The organism is Paenibacillus sp. GYB003, assembly GCF_036577625.1.
Classification (GTDB): domain Bacteria; phylum Bacillota; class Bacilli; order Paenibacillales; family NBRC-103111; genus Paenibacillus_AB.
Map to the genome: position 1 here is coordinate 51,790 of NZ_JARBDC010000070.1, position 24,059 is coordinate 75,848.

The window sequence follows — 24,059 nt, forward strand, 5'->3', positions numbered from 1 at the left end:
ATGATGCAGCCGCGCAAATCTTCGATTTCCACGGTCAATCCGTCGAATTCTCAATCGCTCAAATCGATTCCTTCCAGCTTGCAGCCCGATAAATTGGCTTGATCGATCCGACATTCCGCAAACCGTATCTCCTGAAAGGCGGATTGAAAAAAGTCGGCGCCGATCAAGGAATCGCCTTCAAAAGAAACCCGCTTGAAGGCGGCGAAGCGGAATGCGGCGTAATCGCCGACGCAGCCGAAAAAAGCACGTGCCGAAAGCGGCTCCTCGTGAAATCCGTCGCGATACATTTGCAATTGCGGAGCTCCGCGCAATGGAAAAACGAATAGGTGAAGCCGACGTTGGAAAAATCGCACTTGTCGAACGCGACGTCCGTCGCCTCGACGCCGTTGAGCGTCGATTCCGTAACGGTGACGTTCGCAAACGCGACTTTGTCGAACGAAACCTTCGAGGCTTCGCGACCGTCGATGACGGTATCGACGACGGCTCCGAGACGATATTCGTCCTTCGAACGAAGCGAGCTTACTTCATCGGTGATGAGAGTCAGGCCGTCGGGAATATTCGGAGCGTCGATGTTGAAGGTCATCGTTTCGTTCCCTCCTAACGATTGGCGAAAAGCGGATGAGCATTTGGAAAATCCAGGAATTCGACGTCGTTTGAAACGATCATACCAAACATACGTTCGTTTGTCTAGAGTCCGTATCAACTTTGTCTCCGGCTCGACCGGATGCAAAAAAGAGCCCCTCCCCGGAAGGAGAAGAAGCTCCATGACAGCAAAAACGTGCGGGCCGAACTCTCTCGACAACCAATAGCATCCGCGCTTCGCAGCATGCCTTCGGCCGGTAAAGGCAAAGCCGCTTACCACGGCACGCCGTCGCCTCCGCCTGTCCCGCCGGCAAAAGTGCCGTCCGGCGCCGGCGCCGGCTTCTCGATCAGCTTCCGCGCCACGTCCTCGAACGATTCCGGGTGCAGCAGCTCGACCGGCGAAAATCCTTTCTCGAATTGAAACGAATCGCCTTCGATCAGCAGCACGTACCGGCCGTGAAGCTGCGCCACGTGAACCGACTGCCCGTAATCGGCGAGCAGCGCCCGAACGGTTACCCCGTCCAGCTTGAACTTGAGCTCGATTTCCGGCTGGCGCTCGACGATGCGCATCGCCGCCTCGGAGACCTGCTCGTGGCTCCACTTCTGCTGCAGCTCCCGCTGCTCGCTGGCCGCCCACAGCTCGATCTCCTCCGCCTCGCGCTGCCTGCCTTCGTGCTCGGCCGGCTGGTCGTGCCATTTTTGCTCCATATACTCGTGCACCATGCCTAGCACCTGCTCGTTCACGATTTGCGGCACCGAAGGCTCGTACGAAACGAACTTGAGAAAATCTTCGAAATAGCGCGCGTGCGACGATTGGTGCAGCTTCAGCTCCCACTCCTCGAGCATCCCTTCCTCGGGAATGTGCGGGTACTGGATCGCTTTGATGTTTTTGGCGCTGATGGCCATATCGACGTGCCGGACCAAGCTTTTTTCGTCGGCGATCGTGGCGATCTTCGGCTCGAAGTCGCACTTCATGACGAACAGGATCGGATCGTCGAACCATTTGCTCAGTTTCGCCGACACGACGATCAGCGCGCCACCGCGAACGGCGCTCGTGTCCATGTACGCCCGCACCAGCTCGTCGCTCGCATACAGAAACTGCTGGCTGTCCTCCGCGAAGCGGATTCGCTGAAACAGCGCATAATTCGGATTGCCCGCCAGCTCGAAGCCCGGCTCCACGATAAACCGGCCGATCTTGGTCGGGACCTGCTCCGAGAACGGATTTCGTTCCGCTTTCCGTTTGACGATGCGGGCGAATTCCCCGTCCAAAAACTTTTTCAGTTCGCTCGTCTCGTACGCTTCGCGGTCGAGCGTTTGGTAATGCTTGTACGATTTGGACGATTGATCCTCGGTTTGAATGACGAAAAACGATAAATATTGAACGTAAAAATCCACGGGTAGAACGCTCCTTCTTCGCTGCCTTCGCTTCCGAGCCCAAAAGCTACGAAGTCTACTTTACCAAAAATGGTCTCCCGTTGGAATACCCGCGGACGATAACGGTCAGCCGCCGTACTTCCGCAGCGCGATGACCGCGTTGTGGCCGCCGAAGCCGAACGAGCTCGACAGGCCCACGTCGACGCGGGCGCTTCGCGCCTCGTTCGGCACGTAATCGAGGTCGCACTCCGGGTCCGGATGATGCAAATTGATCGTCGGCGGCACGATGCCGTCCTGAATCGTTTTGACGAGCGCGACCGCTTCGACGCCTCCGGCCGCGCCGAGCAGGTGGCCGATTGCCGATTTGTTCGCGCTGATCGGGATTTCGTACGCCTTCGGACCGAACAGCCGCTTGATCGCCTTCGTTTCCGAAACGTCGCCGATCTCCGTCCCGGTCGCGTGCGCGTTGATCGCGTCGACGTCATCCGGCGACAGGCCCGCATCCGCGAGCGCCTCCCGCATCGCGCGGTACGCCCCGTCCCCTTCCGGATCGCTCGCGACCATATGATACGCGTCCGCGCTGACGCCGTAGCCGACGATTTCCGCATGGATGCGGGCGCCGCGCCGCACGGCGTGCTCCAGCGACTCCAGCACGACGATCCCGGCGCCTTCGGCCGCCACGAAGCCGTCGCGCTCCTTGTCGAACGGGCGGCTCGCCTTCTCCGGCTCCCCGCTCCACGTCGACATCGCGCCGGCATTGATAAAGCCGGCGAGCGACAAATCGACGATCGTCGCTTCCGCGCCGCCGGCCACGACCGCGTCCGCGCCGCCGCGCTGAATGAGCTTGAACGCTTCGCCGATCGCGTTGTTGCTGGCCGCGCAGGCGGTGACGGGGGCGAGCACCGGCCCCTTGAAGCCGTTCAAAATGCTCACCTGCGCCGCCGCCATATTCGCGATCATCATCGGAACGAGCGTCGGACTGACCCGGCCCGGACCGCGCTCCAGCAGCGTCCGGTAGTTGTCCAGCATCGTCTGGATGCCGCCGACCCCGGAGCCGATATAGACGCCGATCCGTTCCGGATCGACCGAAGCCGCGCCGAGCGCCGCGTCGTCGAGCGCCTGCTTTGCCGCCGCGACCGCGAATTGGCAAAACCGGTCCATCCGCCGCGCTTCCTTGCGGCCGATCGCCGCCTCCGGATCGAAATGTTTCACGATCCCGGCTATTTTCGTTTTATAAGCGGAAACGTCGAAGGCGTCGATCGCCGAAATGCCCGACCGGCCGGCGGTCAAAGCGTCCCAAAACGCTTCGACATTTTGCCCGATCGGCGTAATGACGCCCATTCCCGTAATGACGACCCGTTTCACGTTGATCATCCTTCCTTTGTCAATGTCGATAGCATTAGCATGTCACAAGATTTATCCTATTACAAGTTATAGGTTATCCTGGTATAATTACTGATAGGAAAGCAAACGGAAACGCCGCGACCGCGAGCGACATGCGAGGAGGAACGATATGAACGACGATCAACGATTGAAGGCGCTGTCCGCCTTTTTGATCGCGCACCGCGCGAAGCTCGGGCCGCAATCGGTCGGACTGCCGGCGGGCGGACGGCGGAGAACGCCGGGATTGCGCCGGGAGGAAGTCGCCCAGATCGCGGGCGTCAGCACGACCTGGTACACCTGGCTCGAGCAGGGGCGCGACATCCGGATGTCGGCCCAAGTGCTGGAGCGGATCGCCTACGCGCTTCAGCTGAACGAGGACGAGCGGGACTATATGTTTTCGCTCGCCATGGAGCAATCGGCGCCCGCGCCGGCCGAAGCGCCTCCGGCGGAAATGTCGCCGGCGCTCGACTTGATCGTCGGCGAGCTGCGCGGATGCCCGACGATCGTGTCGGACCGCAAATGCTTCATCGTCGGCTGGAACAAGGCGGCCGCATCCGTTTTTATGGATTTCGCCCAGGTGCCTCCCCAGGAGCGCAACTTGATCTGGCTGCTGTTTACGAGGAAGGAGCTGCGGGCGCTGGCCGTCAACTGGGAGCAGTTCGTGCGCGGGTTTTTGGCGATATTCCGGTATTATTACGGCAAATACGTGGGGGACGCCTGGTACGGCGACTTCGTCGAGCGGCTCAGCCGGGAGAACGGCGATTTCCGCAAGCTGTGGGACATTAACGACGTCAGCTCGGCGCCCGAGGTGCTCATCGAGTTCCGCCACGCCAAGGCGGGCAAAATGCTGTTCGACCTTACGTCGATGCAGGTTCAAGGACAATCCGACCTGCGCCTGAGCGTCTATACCCCTTCGGCCGGCTCCGGCACGGAAGCGAAGCTGAAGCGTTTGATGGACCGTCTGGGCGAATAAACGGCCGGGCGCGATTCGGAGGCGAACGAGCCGCCGATTCGCTATTTGCGAGACAGAAAACAGTCAGGGAGAACTACCCTGACTGTCCGTTTTGAAGCCGCATGCAGCGATTCTTTCCGACTGCAAAGACGTTCCGGAGCATAGCGAACCGTAATTCTGTAATAACGAACGTCAAATCGTTATTTCGATCAAAAAATAGCGGAAACGGAGCAATAAGAAATCCATTTTACTAATAGCGAACTTGGACTCCGCATTAATAAAATCAAATTCATTCTTTTCGAAATACGGATGGAAACCGGCAAAACAGCGTATTCATGTTCACTATGACTATACTTGGGTTCGTTCTTTTGCCGAAAGCTCCCGCGACCGCCGCCATCGACTTCTCCGATATAGGGCTAGCGAACCGTGCAATCGTTATCGAAGCCGGATTTCCAGGTTCGATATTGTGTAAACGAAAGAAAAAAGGCGCCCGGAATCGGACCATGGACCCGCGGCTTACGGGCACCGTCTCCGGCCAGGAAACGCCAAAAAACCCGACAAAGCGCGATCGCGCGCGCCCCGTCGGTTTTAGTTTCAAAAGTCAACGGCCGCTCTCCGTTTGGGCGACGACTCTTTTCAGCGCCTGAATGTAGCCGGCGTGCAGCCCCTCGTGGCCGACGCCGAACGCGAGCACGTCGGCCAGCCGGTCGAGCTCCTTGAACGGTACCTTCAGCTTCTCGTCCAGCCGGCCTTCGATCCGTTTGCGGATCCGTTCCGGCTGCTCCTCCAGCAGCGTGCGCAGCTCCGCGAGCCCCGGCGCCGGCGTCTGCCAATCCGCGGGCTTCGTGCCGCCAACGAACAAGCTCATCAGCTCCTCCGGCAAGTCCATCGGTTCCCCGATCAGCCGAAACGCGAACCGCTCCTGTACGGTTACGATATGTCCCAAATTCCAGCGGATATTGTTGTTGAACCCTTCGGGCACGACGTCCGCCTGCGATTCCGTCACATCTGCGGCGATTTGCAGCGTGCGGCTGCGGCTCATGTCGAGCAGCCGGAAAATCATCGCTTCCATCGATAACACCCCTTCGCTTGAAAACTTATTTCGGCAGCATGGCCCGAAGCTTGCCGGCCGCTTCGATCGACGCCTGGAAATCCGGGTACGCGCTCAGCATCCAGTTGCGGTGCAGCGCCGCCGTTTCGTCCCGCTCCGGTTCGCCGTAAGGCCAAACTTCGCCGATCCCTTCGACGTACTGCTTGATCAGCAGAAGGAAGGCGTTGCTCCATTCCCGGGTGTTGCGAATCGTCGGGACGAACGGATAATAGTGGTCGTAGGATGCGCGAATGAGCGTATGCACGACTTCCTGCCAGACGGCCGGTATTTCCGCGTTCGCCAGCTTTTCGGCCAAATCGGCCGGCAGCTCCGGCTCGTCGGTCGAAGCGTGCCGTTCGTACTCTTCCGCGGTAACGACGCCCTGCTCTTTGGCGATCCACAGCTTCATCCGGTCGAGCGCCGGCTTGTAGGCGGCGGGGACCGATATCGTCAGCTCCGGCTGCGGATCGTCCAGGTTGACGACGTACGGCTCGCCCATTTTATGGATTTTGATGTTGCCCCGGACTCCGAGCCAGCGCAAAGACAGAAGCGCCTGCGTAATCACTTTTCCGTTCGCGTCCTCGTTGCGGCAAACGCGGCGCAGCAGCTTCTCGCTGCGCGGGTCCGGCACCATGCAGAGCAGCCTGACGGCGTTCAGGGCGGAATCCGTATCTTCGTTCAGCCATCCTTGCACCCGGCTGAACAACGAGTCGAGCGATTCGCCCGTCAGCACGTCCAGCTCCATCGTCCGACCGGCGAATTCCTCCAGACTGAGCACCCCTTGCGCCTTCAGCAGCGCCTCGCCCTGCTTTTCCTCCAGAGCGCGGTAGCCCTGCTCCATTTCGTCCGCGAGCTGCGCGTAATTGTCCCGTTCCTGGCCGCTCAGACCGAACCGTTTCGACATCGCGCGGAACCATTCGGACAGCGCGAGCGGGCTGCGCTGGAACATCATCATGGCGAACGTCACCAGGTTTTTGTCGAACGGAAGCCCTTCCTGCCGGGCGTACCGGGCGAGCGCGGTTTGCGCGTCCTCCTCCCGGCGCATCAAAGTGAACGACATGATAAGCCCGTTCCATGCGTCGGCGTTCGTCGCGTCCTGAACGATGGCTCGGTGAAACGAAAAGGCGGCGGCGCCGTATGATTCGTTGTCCAAATAAAACCGTCCCATGCTGCCGAAATCTGTGAAAGGATTCATCGTCACCCTACCTTATCTTCAAAATCGTAAGACAAGTATACCGTACAAACGAACGAAAAGCAGCCTCCCCGGCCGCTTTTTTTGCTCGCGCTTACATGCGCCCGCGGACGGCGGGCGCATCGTTTCAATTTTCGATCAGCTTCCACGTCGCGGCTAGCCGTTTCAGCTCGTCGTACGCCTTGTCGCCGTCGCCCGTCACGACGCCGGTCAGGCAGTACGCCCGCTTCAGATCCGGCCGCTCCGGGTCGTCGCGAAGCAGTACGAACCACAGCTCGGTCGTCACTGCGTCGGACATCGCGGCGGCCGGCGGCGTACGCTTCACTTCCATAAAGATCGCCTTGCCGACCGGGAGCTCGGCCGGCTCCTGCCTGACGATTTCCGCGTGATTGCCGACCGCCTCCTTGGCGCCGGCGGCGGCCGCCACGCCGAGCCGCTGAAACTGCGCCCGGACGTCCGCCCCTTCATAAATGCCGTCATACTCCGAAAACGGCAATCCGTTCGGCAGCACGACCGACTGATACGCCCACTCGGTCGGAAACGAAGAAATGCGCCAATAGCCGTCTTCCTCGCGGACGATGACGGGGAACGAAGCGATTTTGTCCCACCGTTCCGGCTCCCGAATATCCGTCGAGGAGCGGTAATCGAACTGCACCCGGAACGTTTTCGAGCCGTCGCCGTTCGACTCCGCCTTGCTTATGCGGTACCGTTCGAGCCAGGGGCTGGACGTTCCGGTCACCCATCCGTCCGCTTCCAGCGATTCGCGCTGCAGCTCCCGCTGCCGCTCGGACAGCATCGCGTACTGAAGCGCGCCGTTGCGCGTCTGAACCGCTTTCGCCCACGTATCGACCGCCGCTTCCGGCGTTTTCGCCGCCAGCGCGCTTTGCAGCAGACGAATTTGCCGCTGCAGCGACTCCGATTCCGGCGCGGTCACCCGCACCGCCCCGCGCTCGCCGTCCCATTCCACCTTCGCGCCGAGCGATTCCGCCATTTCCCGGACGGGCGCGATCACTTTCCCGTTTTCCAGGCGCGGCGCGGCTTCCGGCGATTCGAGCAGCCGACCGTTCACCCATACCCGGATGCCGTCCGCCGCGGATACGCCCGTTACGAACACCAATACGGCAACAACGGCTCCCATTGCCGCGATCCACGACTTTTTCACATGCGTTCACCCCTTTTCCATTCTCTGTAACATGTTGACGGATGAACCGGGCAAAAAGTTGACCGCTCGGCCGCATTTTTTATCGCTCGGAAAAGTCCGCGTCTCCAATAGACCTTCGCTGCGCCAATAAGATAAACGTCCATCGACGTATCTCGAGGATGAGCGAAAACAGTCGGCTTCCGAATGCGTAACGGACGCCACGGACCTTATTTCGCAAAAATCGGCCGTTTCCAACTCGTAACGGACACCACCTGCGCTTATTGGCTCCGAACCGCCGTCCAAAAGCGGTTTTTCGCCAAATAGCTGCGCCTGCGTCCGTTAGAAAAAAACAGGCCGAAAGGAGGCTCAATAGCCGCCGTCAGCAGGAAACCCGCTCCGGCTTTGGCGCTTAAGCGATGGACCGAATGTCTTTTCTTGGCAAACCGGAGGTTTTCCAGTTCGTTCGATTCCTGCGGCCCACGAGACCATCAAATAAGAACCCGAAAAGATACAAACAGAGCCGGACGGAGAACAGCTCCGCCGGCTCTAATGCGCAACCCGGTCAATCGGCCCCGTCCGGGCCCCGATGATCTTGCCCCGCCTGCCGGGCGGCTTTGATGAGATGAATGAAGTACGTTTTCTTTGCCAGCCCGTCTTCTCCGGTCACTTGAATGTATACCCTGTTGCTGCCGGCGGATACGGCCGCCGGGAGACTTGCGGCCCCGCTCGGAACGGTCTCGAACTCCCCGTCGTTCACCTTAACCCGGATCACCGCTCCGCCGTATCGGGCCGCCGGCGTGACCGTCACGCTCGGCACGCTGTTGCCGACATGGACGGTCAATTCCGCCGCATCCGCGTCAAAACGCGGCACCTTTTTGCCGTTGATCCGCAAATCGCTCAAATCGGCGGCGTCGGGCGGAGACTGCTTCGCAATCTTGACGGTACGCTGCTCGAGCGCCACGTTCCTCGCTCCGTCCGTCGATTTGATCTGCAGGGTAAACGTCCCTTCCCGATCGAAGCGAATCCCGTTTTCAAACGCGGTCCACGCCGCCCCGCCGTACACGGAATAAACGACGGAGGTAACGGCGCTCTGCCGGTCGGCGGCATAGACGCTTACCGTAACGCTTTGATTCGACCACGTATCATTCACGTACGGCGTGCCGTCGTATCGGGTCATCGTTACCGTCAGCTCGGGCGGCGTCGTGTCCTCCGGCACGACGGGCTCTACGGTCGCCAGGTTTTGCACCCACTCGGCCGGATAGCCGAACGCGTACCATTTTTCCAGCTTGACCTTGTCGCCCAGCTCGCCGAGCAGCGTGGAGCCGTCAGGCGTACCCGCCCGCCAGTTGTTGAATATATAGACGCCGTCATACCCCGCTTGATAAAACTCGTGCGCCCGCAGCATGAATTGCTGCTTGCTGGTCCGCTGTCCGCCTTTATTCAGGCGGATGCCCCTTTTCAGCAAATCTTCCTCCTGCCGCGTTAAATCGCTGCCGGAAAGCGTGGCGTTCATATTGCCGTAAAGCTTTACATTCGTTCCTTCCGTCAACGTTTTGAAATAGTCGATCCCGTCAAAAAACGTTTCATGGCCGAGCGTGCAAACCGTAAGCGTATCGATCAGCTGCTCCTGGATCCACGCTTCGATATCCAATCCGTTCTGAACATAAAGATCGTAAGGGATGCGCACCGAAATTTGTTGTCCGGCCAGCTGCTGGCGCACGTCCCGCATGAATCCGGTCATAACGTCGGCTTTGAAGGCGTTCCATCTTTGCTGGCCTTCCGGTGTCGTCTCCTGCCTCGGATGAACGCCGTATTGCTGCATATAGGCGTCGGTTAATACCGGTTCATAGCCCAACACATACGGATATCGGCAATAATCCAGTTCCACCCCTTTGAGGAGACGCCGCCCATTCGCATCGGACACGGCGGCCGCCTCTTTCAATACGTCGATTACAAATTGTCTGAATTCGGGGTAAGCGTAGCTCATCCGGTTATCCGGCGATCCGTCGGTTTTCGTCTGCCGATATCCTTTACCCGCAAACTCGTCATACCGGGGACCGTTCAGCCAAGGGTACGACGCAGGGCTGTAAAAAGCGTTCATACGCAGCGAAGCGTAAGCATCCATGCCGATTTCGTTTACCCGTTCGGCCACGATCTTCAAAGGATCTTTTCCCGCGTCGATGTAGCTTAACACGACGTCCCGCACCCGTTTGTCGCCGTCGCGCATCAGATTTTGCTCCTGCTCCGGCGTCAGATTGCGGTAAGGCCGTCCGGCGGTTTCGCTGTCGCGCAAAATCAGCATCGTTGTCCCCAACGTCCAATACAGCGAATTCGCATCCCGGCCTTCAAAGAAATCGACCGCGTTGTCCAGCAGCTTCTGTTCGGTATCGTATAATCCGGAAAAATAATCGCTGTAGCCGTCATTGTTATAAATCACCCGCCTGCCCGCTTCGCCCTCATCCCGCTTCGTATAGAGCGCAACCTCTTCCGCGCTCAAGCCCTTCAGCTTGACATAAGCGATTCTGGCCTGCTTGCCGGCGACAGGTGCGATTTCGACCGTGCCGCTGTCGAATTCGGACGCCAGAGCGAACGCTTCCGAGATTCCCTTGCCGCCGTACGGTTCGTCGTTCGTTACGCCATCGACGACGATTTGCCGCGATTGATCGCCGCCGGACACGGCAACGCCTTCCGTTCCCGTCACATAGCCGATATAGACGCCGAACCAACCGTTCAAGCGAACGGGGAGCCGAAGCGGACCGGCATCGCTTGCGCTTTCCAATAGCAAACCTCCAGTCTCGGTTCCGTCGTACGTGTAACGGGCCAGCCGCCAGCCGTCCTGCCACGGCGGCCTGCCGGCGGAATCCTCCGAGTAGTCCATATCCGTAAAAAGATGCACCCGGCCGGGAACGGCCTCGATTTGCTGTCCCGCTTCCAGCTTCGAAACCGATGCGTATACGTCCACCTTGTGCGCAATTTCGCTTTTTACTTGACTGCCGTCTTTCAGCTTCAACAGAAGCTCCATCCATCCGGTTTGACCGTTTGCGGCCAGCTGCAGCGGTACCGTCGGGCCCCGCACGGGCTGTTGAGCTTGCTGCACGACCTGACCGTCCCGGACAACCTGCGCCTCGATCGTAAGCCTGCCCGAATCAAACCACAGCGGGTCGGTATCGAATAATGAAACGATTGCCGATATTTCTGCCGTATCCGATTCAGGAAGTACGGATACACCCACGATCTGAGGCTGAAACTCGCTCCATTTCGGCAGCAGCTGTTTCATCAGCTTCACGCGGTCGATATATACCCGGGTTTCCCCTGTGGCTCCGGCGGCTTGATTGATGACGGTTATACCGTCCGGCTCCTGAACGGGCATGCCGGTGTCGGGCCAAAATCCCAGCTTTATTCCGTTCCGGGTGAGAATCAATCGAGCATGCTCGTCGTAAGCGAGCCCCCACTGGTCGTAATAGGTCGCGGACAGCAAGCCCGTTTCGATGCTGCGGTAACTGCCGTTTGCCTGGCTGACATAGATTTGGCTGCCGTTGTTAAATACAAGCTTATGCTTTTTGCCGCCGGCAACGACCTCGATCATAAAGCCCTGATCGGCCCCGGGCGCGGCCGGCTGCGCCAAAGCGGCGAATCTGGCATCGAATTCGAGCGACCATGGTCCGGAACCGATCGGGACCTGGCGCTTGATTTTCGTTTCCTTTGCCGCGTCCGAACCGGCATAGGTCAAGTAGCGGCCTTCCTCGGCCGGAAGCATTCCGTCTACAACCCCGTTCGAACGCGCATAATCGGTAAAATACGCTCCCGCAGCCGGCGGATCGACCGACCATTTTGCCGTATGCAGATTGGAGGCGTCGTCGTCGATCAGGATATTGGGATCCCCCGCCTCCGTCTTATACACCTTAACGGAATCCAGGTAAACTTCATTCGTACCGGAAACCCGGTCGAGAGGCACATTGGCGATTTGCAGGCGGTCCGTTATTCCCGCGGCGGGGACCGCAACCCGATCGAACGTCGCCACGACGGAGCCGTCCAGCTTCACATAAACCGTATCCTGTCCGTTGAAGCCGATTTCCCAACGATGGAACGCATCGTCGGTCGGCATCGGCACCTGCTTGCGGTTATTGGCGTCGGTCATCACCTTATCGGTATCGTTAAAAGCAACCTTGTACCGTTTCTCGGCCGCGTATATATCGAAATAAATGCCGCGATCCGCAAAATGCTGCGAAGGCTTGATCAGATCGACAAAGCGGGCGGAAAATTCAACGGCCCATGCCCCGGGACCGATCGAGAGAGGCTTTATGATTCGTGCATATTTCCCCTGGGCGCTGGCCCGCTCATCCCCGTAAAACAAATATTGTCCGGGCGGAACGGGCTTCGTGTCGATCCGATTCGGGTTCCCGAGCGAATGCGAAGAATCGACGATATAAAGACCGTCGATCGGCGCTATTCTTCCCGTCCAGCCCGCCGTCTGCAAGCTGGAACCGTCGTCGTCAAACAGCGTGTCGGTCGGGACATACGTTTGCGGTCTCGAATACATGCGGATGCTGTCCATATACACCTCGTTCGTTCCCGATTCCCAGTTCAGCGGAGCGTTCAGAATGACCAATTCATCCTCGCGTCCCGAAACGGGTATCGCAATATGGTCGAAGCTTGCCACCGTGCTGCCGTCCAGCTTCACCGCGACCGCAGCATCGCCGTCATACGAGATTTCCCATTCGTGGAACGCATCGTCGGCAGGCATCGCGATTTCCCTCTGTTCATAGGAGCCCGGCGCATTTTTCATCGCCAGCAGCTTGTTCGTATCGTTGAAAGTAAGCTTGTATTCTTTTCCGGCCGCAAAAATTTCAAAGCTGATTCCCCGATAAATCGCGTGCTGGCTCGGCTTCATCAAATCCACAAACTTGGCCGAAAACGAAAGGCTCCATGCGCCGGATCCGATCGGCATCTTCTTGGATATCGTCGTGTATTTCGACAAAGCGCTTGCCGTCCGATCCCCGTAAAATAAATACTGTCCGGGCGGGACCGGCTTTGTCTGAATTCGATGGGGGTTGCCCAAGGTGTGGGCGGAATCGACGATGTAGACGCCTTCCTCGGGCGGTGAGCTCCGGCTCCAACCTGCCGCCTGCAGGCTGGAGGCGTCGTCTTCAAGCCGGACGACGGGTTCGCCCGGCGAATCGGCGAAGACCGCGTTAACGGTCCCGGTCAGCGCGGGCATGGGGGAAAGTCCGAATCCGAACAACCCGACGAGAATCAAACCGAACCGTCTGCGCCATGAGGCTTTCAACATAGGACCACCTCCCGTTTTTCATGAATTTGTCTCATAGACAAGGCTTACCTCCCGAACGCGCGGAGTGCCGCCGCTGTTGATCGCGCCAAGCGCCAGGCGGTATTGCACCCAACGGCCCGAAAACCGGTCCGCAGGCCATCCGCTCTCGCCTTCAAACCAGTCGCCTTCCCCATCCGTCCCCTTCCAGGCTTGGGCCCGCAATTGCTCCTCGCTTGCCGCGGCCCGGAGCTGAGCCTTCACCCACGTTTTGTCCGGAACGTCCGCAGCCCATGAAATGCCGGTCAGCGAGCTTCCTTCCGGCAGCTCGATCGCCCGGGATTCGTAATATTCCTCAGGGCCCCGGTCCATCACATTGCCGATATCCGAATGCGTAATGCCGTGAGGACCGAACGTAGGCAATTTGGTGACCCGCTGCTCGGAAAATCCTTCCGGACCGTTCCACCATACGAAGGACAACCCCGGGTGATTGCCGAACGTTTTATGGTTGGCGACGGCCAAATCGATGTAACCGTCCTCGTTAAAATCCGCCGCCAGCGCTCCCGCCGCGGAATGCGAGAACAAGCGCGTGCGCTTTTCCGCCGAATAGACGCCGCCCGGCTCTCCCCAGTAAATATAAGAATCCAGGTCGCGCGTCCGCGTCTCGTGATAGCAGGCGACAAAAATATCGAGGATGCCGTCGCGATTAAAATCGGCGATGGCCAGATCGGCGGCGAAATGAGCCGGCAGCTGCGTTCTCCGGTCGTTCGAATACCCTTCCGGACCGCCCCAGTAGATGTACACGAACGTTCCGTACGGATCGCCGGCATCCGGTCCTTTAAAGCCTCCGATAACCAGCTCCGGCCAGCCGTCCCCGTTCAAATCGGCCGCGCGCGAGCAAATCCCCGACCCTTCGGGCAGCAGCGTTCGACGTTCCATATCAAATCCGTCCTCGCCGCCCCACAAAATAAGCAAATCCTGCGTCGGTCCGCAGTCCGGTATAACCAGATCCAACCAGCCGTCGCGATTCAAGTCGGCCAGCGTCATAAAGCGCGGCTGGGCATACGTCACCCCGTCTGCAACCAACTTGATCCGTACCGGCTCACCGACGAACCCCTGCTCCGAGCCGTAAAAAATAAGCAGCTCGTCGTTGTTGTGGCCGGCCGCGACCAGGTCGAGCCAGCCGTCCCGATTGAGATCCGCGCAGCAGCTGCTCATCGTATGCTTCGTCGGCAGTTCGACTTTATGGTCCGGTATGAAGCCGCTCGGACTGTTGTAATAAATATAGCAGCCGTTGTTAAGATGCATCGCGTTCTCGTTGCAGTTGGCGATCAAAACGTCGGGTAGCCCGTCATCGTCGAAATCGCAAATCCGCACTTCCGTGGCCGCCCAACCCGGCAGTTCGATCCTGCGATCCGCCGAGAAGCCGTCCGGACCGCCCAAGTACACATAAGCCGGCACATCCCCCAGTATCCGGTTGGACAAATGATTCAGGAAAATAAGCTGCGGACGGGGAGCCTCCATCGTTCGGGCGACAAATACGGCCACGGCATCATGCGTTTGCAGCCGGATGGGCTCCGACGCCAATCCTTCCGGCGTTCCCCTGAAAATGCACGATTCAAACGTATAGCTTCGTTCCGTCCTTCCCTGGCAGACGATGATCTCGTCGCAGCCGTCCCCGTCCAAATCTCCCGCTACGAGATCGTAAGCGCTCCTCGTCGAAAAACGGGTTCGGCTGTCGTTCGAGTAGCCGCCATCCGAGCCCCAATAAATCCAAGACCATTCTTTTCCATCCTCATCCTTCCGGCGGGATGCCAGCACAATATCCTCCTGCCCTCGCCCCCTCAAGTCAGCGACCGCTGCGCTCGTCGCTTCGCCGCTGTCGAGCGTTATTGCGTTCCCGACGCTCCTGTCGGCCAAAACCGGCACAAACAGCGACTGTCCCCCGCGGCAAAGGAAGATGTGCGGAATTCCGCTCAGCTTGACAACCTTTAACCGAGGGGCATCCGACACCCGATACACAAACAAATGGCCGGCGCTTGCGCCGCTCGCCGCCTTGTCGATATTGGCCGTAATCGTCTTTTTCCCCGTTATCGCCGGGTCCAGCCACAGACGCCGATCCGTCCGGATCCCGTCGGCGCCTCCCCAATAGATGACGATCTCGCTCTCGTTCGTCCGAATGATTAAATCGTCGCATCCGTCGCCGTCCAAATCGGCCGAGGCGACCGAATCGAGCGAATGATCCAATTCGATATCGGTATAACCGTTCGACCGAAACCCGCGCGCTTCCTGAACAAATATCCGCAGCTTCTCAAAGCTGACGAACGCCAGATCGTTCCGACCGTCGCCGTCGAAGTCCCCGATCGTTACGCTTTTGCACGACGGCGCCCAAAGCTTGAGCATCCTCTTCGTGCTGTATCCTTCGGGCGAGCCGTAATAGATTTGCGCGTACACAAAATTGGAGACCCCGTCGTATTGGTTGCCGACGACCAGATCCTCATAGCCGTCGTTGTTCAAATCGCCCACGGCCCCGGCGTACGCGCCGTCGGTAGGAACCTCGATCCGCTCGCCGACGCCTAACGGATCGACATACACATAGGCGGGTACCCGCGGTTCGTCGTCCTGCGAATTCACGATCGGCAAATCGATATAACCGTCCCCGTTAACGTCAAAATGATGAATCCGCTGCAAAATCCCTTTTCGCGAAACGTACAGATTTTGCCCCGCGTTGCCGAATGTCCCTTGAATAAACGCGTCAAATCCGACATCCTTATGTACGTGACGGCTCATGTCCACCTTCCTTTCGGGTTAATGAACGCTTCTAAACGGAGCCTTCTCGAAGGAGCATAACGCGGCGCAACAAATGAAAGCGTTGTCAATAAAAACGTTACACCCCGTCTTCGAAAAGAAAAAAGAAGACCGATAAACCTCCCATCATTTGATAATATGGTCATACCATTATACACCGTCTACATGCAATCATATAGGTTCACGGTTGATGTGTCAATATACGGAACGGACGATTTCGGCTTGTTTCCTGGCGAAATTGAATCGAAGAGACGAAGCCCCGATCCGGATCTCCGGAACGGGGCAAGCTTGGACCCTCCAATTTTGCAGCGCGCGAAACACCCGGCACAGCGGCTCCCGTCCGGAGTTCCGGCCAGATTGAACCTCAGCCCATTAGCAGCTCCTTGCGCTTACGCACATATTTGCACACCGTCTCCACATAGGTGGCGTGCGACCACGTTAACGGCGCGACCGACAGCGGCGTCCCTTCCAGCGGATGAAGCTGCTCCGGCAGGCTGCCTCCCGGCAGCGTCCAGCCGGCCACCCGCTCCAACGCGGCGCGCGGCTCGTCCAAATCTTCGGGGGTGCGGGCCGTCTCGATCCGGAATTCCGCAATCCACAGCGTGCAGATAATCCACGGATTGCCCGGAACGAGCCGCAGGTCGCCCGTCTGCTGAAAATAGTAGTCGTTCGTATAGCGGGCGATGCCGCCCACCTCCGTCTTCACCGCCAATTCGGCCGCGATGGCGTTCATCGTGCGCACGACCCGCTCGTCGGTCGCGGGCAGTACGCCGAAGGCGAACAAGCCGAACAAGCTGCTTTCCGGCGTCATGTCTTTTTCCCAGCCGGAATCCCGCTGCACGAGCCCCCGCGCGAACCGTCCCGACGGCTCGTCCCACAACCGCGACAATATGCCGCGTTTGATTCGTTCCGCGACGTGCCGGTACGTGTCGCTCCGCTCGTAGTCGCCGAACAGGTCGGCGAAGGAGGAAGCGGCCGTCAGCCCGGCGTACACGCTGCAAGCCGTATACGTCCAAATGCCGTACCGCTCCTCCCACAAATCGTAGCTCGGAAGAGGCAGCTCGAGCGAAGGCTCCACGTACTCGCACAAAAACGACGCGGCTTTGCGCACGAGCGTCGGATAGAGCGACTGCGGAAGCTCGATTTCCCCGTGCCGTTCGTAATCTTTCCACAGCGCGTGCAGCACGAGCGCCGTTTCGTCCTCCTGGATCGGCAGGCGGGGCGTTCCGTCCACGATGTACGGATGCCAGCTCGACCCGACCGTTCCGTCGGGATTGTATTTGTGATACAAGTACCCGCCGGGGGACAGGGCGCGATTGCAGAAATGGAAAAACGGCGCGACCGTGCCGTGGTACCCGGCCAGCGACATCGCGTCCGCGATCAGCGCCCCGTCGCGCGGCCACATGTAGCTGTAATGGTCGCGATTGTACTGCAAAATGTCGGTGTCGTTCGCCGCCAAAATCGCACCGCGCTCGTCGATTTGCGTCCGGACGATCAGCAGGCTGTGCTTGAACAGCCGTACGACGGACGCCGGCAGGTCGCCGAAATCGTCCCCTGCGCGCGACAGCCAATGGTTCCAGTAAATGACGATCCGGCTCAGCAGCTTCTCGGGCTGGCTTTCCTGCACGTAGAGGTCGAGCCGCTTCGCTTCTTCGAGATCGGAGCCTACCGCCATCCAGTAATAGACCGTACTTTCGCCGCCCGGCGGCAGGACGCAGCGCAAGCCGATCGCGCTGTCGACCGAGCCTTGCGCGATGGCGTTGCCCATCAGCTCGCCGTCCTCGGCGTCGCGCCACGTCCCTTCCGCGGCGTGGAACCGTTTGATGCCGGTCGAATATTGGTGGATGCCGCCGAGCTTGGAGCAGCCGTTGAACATGAAGTAGTAGTTCCGCTTGTAATGAAAGACGGTCCGGTTGTCCGGATAGTAGGCGGCCGTATCGCCGACCTCGTTGCCGTCGATCATCAAGTCCTGGTGAAAAAACAGCTTGACCTCCTTCGGCTCCCCGGTCCTATTGCGTATGAACACCCGCTTGATGTACAAGCATTCGCGCTGGTGGACTCCGTCGTTCATGTGCAGCTCCAGCCCGAGTCCGGGATGGCGGGCGGTCACGTTCGTCACGAGCGAATTTTCGATATAGCCGAGCTCGATCGTCCATTCCGGATCGTCCAGCCAGGCGAACGAGCCGTTCGCCCATACGCCGAACCGGCACGGCTGGCCGCCGGTATGGTTCACTTGGCCGACGTACGGATAATACAAGTCGCGAATAAAGCAGCTTTGGTCCAAATTGATTAAGCATTTGCCGTTTCCGATAACCAGATGCCTTGCCATACCCACAATCCCTTCCGAGTCGGTCAGGACGGCTGCGCCGCCAGCTCGCGATACAGCTCGCGGTACTGCCTTGACGAGGCGTCCCAACCGATATCTTTTTTCGCTCCGTTCGCGACGATGCGCCGCCACGTTTCCGGATCGCCGTAAAACGACAGCGCCCGCCTGATCGTGTACAGCATATCGTGGGCCGAAGCGGGGCCGAACGTAAAGCCGTCGCCTTCCCCGGTATATTCGTTGTACGGAACGACCGTATCGAGCAGTCCGCCGGTTTCGCGGACGATCGGCACGGTCCGGTAGCGCAGCGAGATCAGCTGGCTGAGGCCGCACGGCTCGAAGCGGGACGGCATGAGAAACAGGTCGGACCCGGCGTAAATGCGGCGCGCCAGCCCTTCGTCGAAACGAAGCGACGCCGCGATGCGTCCGGGGTAACGGGCGGCGGCGTCCCGCAGCATCGCTTCGATGTCCGGATCGCCCGAGCCCAGCACCGCCAGCTGCACGTTTTCCAGCATCAGGCCGGGGAGCGCCTCGCCGAGCAGGTCGAACCCTTTTTGCCGCACGAGCCGGGATACGATGCCGATCAGCGGAACGTCCCCGTCGGCCGGAAGGCCGAGCTCTAGCTGCAGCTCCGTTTTGTTTTGCCGCTTTTTGGCCAGCGAGCTGCGGTACGGCACTTTGACGTGGACGTCGTTCATCGGGTCGTAGCTGTCCGTATCGATGCCGTTGACGATGCCGCGCAAATCGCCGGCGCGCTGCCGCAGTACGCCGTCCAGCTTCTCGCCGAACGGCTCCGTCTGAATTTCCCGCGCGTACGTCGGGCTGACCGTCGTCAGCTTGTCCGCATAGCGAAGCCCGGCTTTCATGCAGCTGCCGGCTCCGTAAAATTCGAGCCCGTCCTCCGTAAACAGCTCGTCGCCGACGGAGAGCAAGTCCTGCAGCAGCTCGCGGGAAAAGACGCCCTGATACATCAAATTGTGGATCGTAAACACGGAACGGACGCCGCGCAGGCCCGGCAAATACGAGTAGCGGGTGCGCAGCAAAAACGGAACGAGCCCGGCCTGCCAATCGTGGCAGTGGACGACGTCCGGAAGACGCGCGGTCCGGCTCAGCGCCTCCATGAAGGCGAAGCAATAAAAGACGAACCGTTCCGCGTCGTCGCCGTAGCCGTACAGCCGACCGCGCTTGAAATAAAATTCGTTGTCGATGAGCAAGTAACGGACGCCGCCAACCGTCGTTTCCACGAGCCCGCAATATTGGCTCCGCCAGCCGAGCGAAACGTGAAACGCGTCCGCGGTGACCGCCCCGTCCAAATATTTTTCCGGGATTTCCCCGTACTTCGGCAGCACGACCGTCACGTCGACGCCCTGCTTCGCCAGCGATTTGGGCAGCGCGCCGATTACGTCGGCAAGCCCGCCGGTTTTGACGAGCGGAGCCGCTTCGGAGGCGGCAAACCAAACATTCATCGCTTCAGTCCCTCCCGATTCGCCGGTTCAGATCACGTTCCGTTTGACCGCCACGAACGGCGTGTCGACCGAGCCTTTCAGCCCTTTCGCCGGGCGCACCTCGACTTCTTTGTCCAAAATGCAATGCTCCAGCGAGCTGTTTGCGCCGATGACGCTGTTTTGCATGACGATGCAGTTGCTGATGACGGCGCCGGGACGCACCTTTACGCCGCGAAACAAAATACAGCCGTATACGGTCCCTTCGATCTCGCAGCCGTTCGCGATCAGCGAATTCGCCGCTTCCGAGCCGCGTCTGTACCTCGTCGGCGGTTCGTCCTTCACCTTCGTGTAAATCGGCCCGGGGCGGTGAAACAGCTCGTTCCAGACGTCAGGCCGAAGCAGCTCCATGCTGTGCCGGTAATAGGCGGGAATCGTATTGACGACGGCGAGCGTCCCTTCGTGCATGTAGGCGCCGACGACCAAATCGTCCAGCCGGTGCAAAATGGCGTGGCGGACCAAATGGTCCCTCCCCTGCGCGAGCGACGTCTCGACCAGCTCGATCAGCAGCTCCTTGCGCAGCACGTACATGTCCATCGAAACGATATCGCTGTCCAGCCGGCCGAAATGATCCTGCATGTCGAGCACCCGGCCGTCGGCGTTGACCCGCACTTTGCGCGTCAGCCCCGTCTGCGCGCCGGGCCACCGTTTGCATACGACCGTGACGTCCGCCCCCCGGTCGATATGATGCGCCAGCACGTCGGCGAAATCGATGTTGCACACCATATGGCTGCGGCAGACGACGACGTATTCCTGCGGATTGCGCGCGAAATAATCGAGGTGGCGATAAAAATGGTACAGGTCGCCTTTGCCGAAATCGGCCTGATGGTCCATCGCCGGCGGCAGGACGAACAAGCCGCCCTTTTTATGATGCAAATCCCAGTTGCTGCCCGAGCCGAGGTGATCCATGAGCGAACGATATTTCGTGTGCGCGAAAACGGCGACGTTCGGCACGCCCGAGGAGACCAGCGAAGAAAGCACGAAATCGATCAGCCGGTAGCGGCCTCCGAACGGAACGGTCGCCAGGCAGCGGTTCGAGGTGAGCGGCCCCATTTGCTCCGTCTCGTGAATCAAATTGATGACGCCCATCATCGGCAGCTTCATACCGTCCTCGCCTCCTTCGCGGCCGAATCCGCCGGTACGGTCGTGCCGCAGCCGACGACGGCGATATCCGCCGAATCGAAGCCGCCGACCTGCACCCCTTCGCCGACGACCGCCCCTTCGCCGACGATCGCCCGGACGATCCGCGCCCCCCGGCCGATCGTCGCTCCCGGCATAATGACCGAGTCCTCGATCAAGCTTCCGATGCCGACCTTCACCCCGTGGAACAGTACGGACCGGTCGACGCGGCCTTCGACGACGCACCCTTCGCTGACGAGCGAGCTTTGCACGCTGGCGAGCGGAGACACGTACTGCGCCGGACGGTTCGGATTCGCCGTATAAATGCGCCACGTCCGATCGGTCAGATCGAGCGCCGGCTCGTCTTCCAGCAAATCCATATTGGCTTCCCACAAGCTTTCGATCGTGCCTACGTCTTTCCAATAGCCCGCGAATCGGTGGCTGTACAGCCGGGCGCCGCCGGCCAGCAGCGCCGGGATGACGTCCTTGCCGAAATCGCCGGACGAATGCGCGTCGGCCTCGTCGCGCAGCAGCGCTTCGCGCAGTACCGGCCACGAAAACACGTACACGCCCATCGACGCCAGGTTGCTGCTCGGCTGCTTCGGCTTTTCGACGAATTCGGCGATGCGGCCGTCCTCGCGGACCGTCATGATACCGAAACGGCTCGCGTCCGCCCACGGCACCGTGATGACGGCGATCGTCACATCGGCGCCGTTCCGCCTGTGCGTCTCCAGCAGTGCGTTATAGTCCATCTTGTAAATATGGTCGCCGGACAAAACGAGCACGTATTCGGGATCGTACCGCTCGATGAATCCGATATTTTGATAAATCGCGTTGGCCGTCCCTTTGTACCAGTGACCTCCTTTTTGACGCACATACGGAGGCAGCACGTGCATGCCGCCGTCCCGCCGGTCGAGCCCCCACGGGCTGCCGATGCCGAGATGGCGGTTCAGCACGAGCGGCTGGTACTGCGTCAGCACCCCGACCGTTTCGATGCGGGAATTGGCGCAATTGCTGAGCGCGAAATCGATAATGCGGTACTTTCCTCCGAAAGGAACGGCCGGTTTGGCCAAATCTTTCGTCAGTACGCCGAGCCGGCGGCCTTCCCCGCCGGCCAGCAGCATCGCTACGCATTCGGTGCGGCGCATATCGGATTCTCCTCTCGGGGTGTAGGTTTCCGGCGCGCCCGCCAGGCGGCCTGCCGCTCCTAGTTCCCGCCTCCGGCGATCGGCTCTAGGAGCAGAAACGTCAAAGGGGGAACGGGCAGCTCGACGCTGAACGGCATGCCGTGAAGCTTCAGGCGGTCGGCCTTGACGCGCCGGGGCATCGGCCGCCCCGCGCCGCCGTATTCCGCCGCATCGCTGTTGAAAACGACGCGGTAAGCCGATCCGGCCGGGACGCCGATGCGGAAACGGTCGTAATCGGTACGGGAAAAGTTGCAGACGGCCGCAACGTGACCGCCGCTCTTTCTTCGGCGAATGAACGAAACGACGCTCTGCTTCGCGTTGTCGGCGTCGATCCATTGAAACCCGCGGGGCTCGTGATCGCATTCCCATAAAGCGGGCCGCGAAGCGTAAAGACCGTTCAACGTTTGAACGAAGCGATGCAGGCCGGCGTGCATCGGATAGTCGAGCAGCATCCAGTCGAGCGAAGCGGCGTCCTTCCATTCGGCGAATTGGCCGAACTCGCCGCCCATGAACAGCAGCTTTTTGCCGGGAAAAGAAAGAAAATAACCGTAAAACAGACGCAAGTTGGCGAACTTTTCTTCGTAGGAGCCGGGCATTTTGCCGAGCAGCGACCGTTTGCCGTGAACGACTTCGTCGTGCGACAAAGGCAAAATGTAGTTTTCGGAGTAGGCGTACATCATCGAGAAGGTGACGAGCGAATGCCGGGAAGGCCTGTCGGCGGGATCGGTCTCCATGTAGCGGAGCATGTCGTTCATCCAGCCCATGTTCCATTTGTAGTTGAAGCCGAGGCCGCCGGCGTAGGTCGGGGACGTGACGCCCGGCCATGCCGACGAATCTTCGGCGATCATCAAGCTTTCGGGGTAATGGCGAAAAACGGTTTCGTTCAGCTTGCGCAAAAAATCGAGCGCTTCGAGATGCTCGTACCCGCCGTGGCGGTTGACCGCGTGCAGATGCTCCGGCTTGTCGAAGCGCAGGTCGAGCATGCCGGCGACGGCGTCCACCCGGAAACCGTCGATATGGTAAACGTCCAGCCAAAACAGCGCGTTCGAAATCAAAAAGCTTTGCACCTCGGGCTTGCCGAAGTCGAAGGCGAGCGTCCCCCAGAGCGGCTTCTCCGCTTTTCTCGGATCGGAATCCTCGTACAGGGGCGTGCCGTCGAACAGCCGCAAGCCGTGATCGTCCTTGCAAAAATGGCCGGGCACCCAGTCGAGCAAAACGCCGATGCCGCGCTTGTGGCAGCTGTCGACGAGCGCCTGCAGCCCTTCCGGCGGCCCGTACCGGCTCGTCGCCGCATAATAGCCCGTCGCCTGGTAGCCCCACGAAGCGTCGAGCGGGTGCTCGGCGAGCGGCAGCACCTCGATGTGCGTAAATCCCGCCGCGGCGGCGTACTGGACGAGCTCGTCGGCCAACTCGCGATACGTGCGGAACCGTTCGGGAGCGTCCGTCCGCCAGCTGCCCAAATGCACCTCGTAGATGAGCATCGGCCGGCCGTAGGGAGGATTTCGCCGTTTCCGCGCCATCCATGCTTCGTCGGTCCAGCGGTAGCCGTCGAGTTTCGCGACGATCGATGCCGTGCCGGGCCTCCGCTCCGCGCGGAAGGCGAACGGATCGGCCTTCAGCCGAACGGCGCCGTCAGGTCCGACCAGCTCGTACTTGTACGGCGTTCCTTCGCCGATGCCGGGAACGAATCCGCTCCATACGCCGCCCGGGCCGATTCGCCGCAGCCGGTGACCGCTCCCGTCCCAATCGTTGAAGCTTCCGGCGACGCGCACGTCGGACGCATGAGGCGCCCATACGACGAACCGGACGCCGGATACGCCGTCCCGAACGTGGAGGTGGGCGCCGAACGTGCGGTACGCCCGGAACAATTGACCGCGGCCGAACAAATACAAATCTTCGGGAGTAACGTCTGGAGATACGGCGGCCATCGTTCGCGAGCACCTCCTTGCCCATCATTGCGAATTAAAATGTTAACGTTTTGTAAATTTACCTGACAGAAAATGTGGATCTATTTTTATTATAGAGGATTCCTTGAACATTTTCATCCGATTAATGCAAAAAAACAAGCTCTTCTCAGCCCTTTTTTTCTTAATCTCGTACCGTCCTGCCGCTTCGCTGCCGAACACTCAACAATACATTT

The 24,059-nt window shown here is 59.7% G+C and carries 15 protein-coding genes; 1 reads left to right on the forward strand and 14 read right to left on the reverse strand.

Translation table 11 applies throughout. The features are described from left to right. Positions 1–50 precede the first annotated feature (50 nt). From PV407_RS23260 to fabF, 4 genes are all read right to left on the reverse strand, one after another. A complete protein-coding gene (locus tag PV407_RS23260; protein WP_332092394.1) occupies positions 51–167 on the reverse strand; it encodes a pentapeptide repeat-containing protein in 117 nt (38 codons plus the stop codon). Continuing rightward, positions 164–583: a pentapeptide repeat-containing protein gene (locus PV407_RS23265; protein WP_332092395.1), complete on the reverse strand. Its 420-nt coding sequence runs from the start codon at positions 581–583 to the stop codon at positions 164–166. Before PV407_RS23265 ends, PV407_RS23260 begins: the two co-directional genes overlap by 4 nt. A 272-nt stretch (positions 584–855) precedes the next feature. Next, complete coding sequence (locus tag PV407_RS23270; RefSeq protein ID WP_332092396.1) at positions 856–1,977, reverse strand: DUF3900 domain-containing protein; 1,122 nt, start codon at positions 1,975–1,977, stop codon at positions 856–858. A gap of 105 nt (positions 1,978–2,082) precedes the next feature. Then, positions 2,083–3,321: a beta-ketoacyl-ACP synthase II gene (fabF, locus tag PV407_RS23275; protein WP_332092397.1), complete on the reverse strand. Its 1,239-nt coding sequence runs from the start codon at positions 3,319–3,321 to the stop codon at positions 2,083–2,085. A 148-nt stretch (positions 3,322–3,469) separates the two neighbouring features. Between fabF and PV407_RS23280 the strand changes: the two genes are divergently transcribed. Beyond that, positions 3,470–4,312 (forward strand): helix-turn-helix transcriptional regulator, encoded by an 843-nt coding sequence (locus PV407_RS23280; RefSeq protein WP_332092398.1) that lies wholly within the window; start codon positions 3,470–3,472, stop codon positions 4,310–4,312. Positions 4,313–4,892: 580 nt separating this feature from the next. Here PV407_RS23280 and PV407_RS23285 read toward each other — a convergent pair. The 10 genes from PV407_RS23285 to glgB form a co-directional block, all read right to left on the reverse strand. Beyond that, positions 4,893–5,363 carry a DinB family protein gene (locus PV407_RS23285; RefSeq protein WP_332092399.1) on the reverse strand — a complete coding sequence of 157 codons (471 nt, stop codon included), beginning with the start codon at positions 5,361–5,363 and terminating at the stop codon, positions 4,893–4,895. 25 nt (positions 5,364–5,388) lie between these two features. Next, positions 5,389–6,576, reverse strand: coding sequence for a HEAT repeat domain-containing protein (locus PV407_RS23290; protein WP_332092400.1), 1,188 nt, complete (start codon positions 6,574–6,576; stop codon positions 5,389–5,391). 124 nt (positions 6,577–6,700) lie between these two features. Then, positions 6,701–7,735 (reverse strand): stalk domain-containing protein, encoded by a 1,035-nt coding sequence (locus PV407_RS23295; RefSeq protein WP_332092401.1) that lies wholly within the window; start codon positions 7,733–7,735, stop codon positions 6,701–6,703. A 541-nt stretch (positions 7,736–8,276) separates the two neighbouring features. Further along, the gene (locus PV407_RS23300) at positions 8,277–13,004 is read right to left on the reverse strand and encodes a cadherin-like beta sandwich domain-containing protein (RefSeq protein WP_332092402.1); all 4,728 of its coding nucleotides are present in this window, start codon (positions 13,002–13,004) and stop codon (positions 8,277–8,279) included. A gap of 18 nt (positions 13,005–13,022) precedes the next feature. Next, positions 13,023–15,770: a VCBS repeat-containing protein gene (locus tag PV407_RS23305; protein ID WP_332092403.1), complete on the reverse strand. Its 2,748-nt coding sequence runs from the start codon at positions 15,768–15,770 to the stop codon at positions 13,023–13,025. Positions 15,771–16,152: 382 nt separating this feature from the next. After that, positions 16,153–18,117, reverse strand: coding sequence for a glycoside hydrolase family 15 protein (locus PV407_RS23310; protein ID WP_332092404.1), 1,965 nt, complete (start codon positions 18,115–18,117; stop codon positions 16,153–16,155). 23 nt (positions 18,118–18,140) lie between these two features. Further along, on the reverse strand, positions 18,141–19,577 hold the full coding sequence (gene glgA / locus PV407_RS23315; RefSeq protein WP_332092405.1) for a glycogen synthase GlgA: 1,437 nt from the start codon (positions 19,575–19,577) through the stop codon (positions 18,141–18,143). A 27-nt stretch (positions 19,578–19,604) separates the two neighbouring features. Further along, a complete protein-coding gene (gene glgD / locus PV407_RS23320; RefSeq protein ID WP_332092406.1) occupies positions 19,605–20,717 on the reverse strand; it encodes a glucose-1-phosphate adenylyltransferase subunit GlgD in 1,113 nt (370 codons plus the stop codon). Beyond that, positions 20,714–21,880 carry a glucose-1-phosphate adenylyltransferase gene (locus PV407_RS23325; RefSeq protein ID WP_332092407.1) on the reverse strand — a complete coding sequence of 389 codons (1,167 nt, stop codon included), beginning with the start codon at positions 21,878–21,880 and terminating at the stop codon, positions 20,714–20,716. The genes glgD and PV407_RS23325 overlap by 4 nt, the downstream gene beginning before the upstream one ends. A 59-nt stretch (positions 21,881–21,939) precedes the next feature. Further along, positions 21,940–23,847, reverse strand: a complete 1,908-nt coding sequence (gene glgB, locus PV407_RS23330) for a 1,4-alpha-glucan branching protein GlgB (RefSeq protein WP_332092408.1) — start codon at positions 23,845–23,847, stop codon at positions 21,940–21,942. Positions 23,848–24,059: the final 212 nt, after the last annotated feature.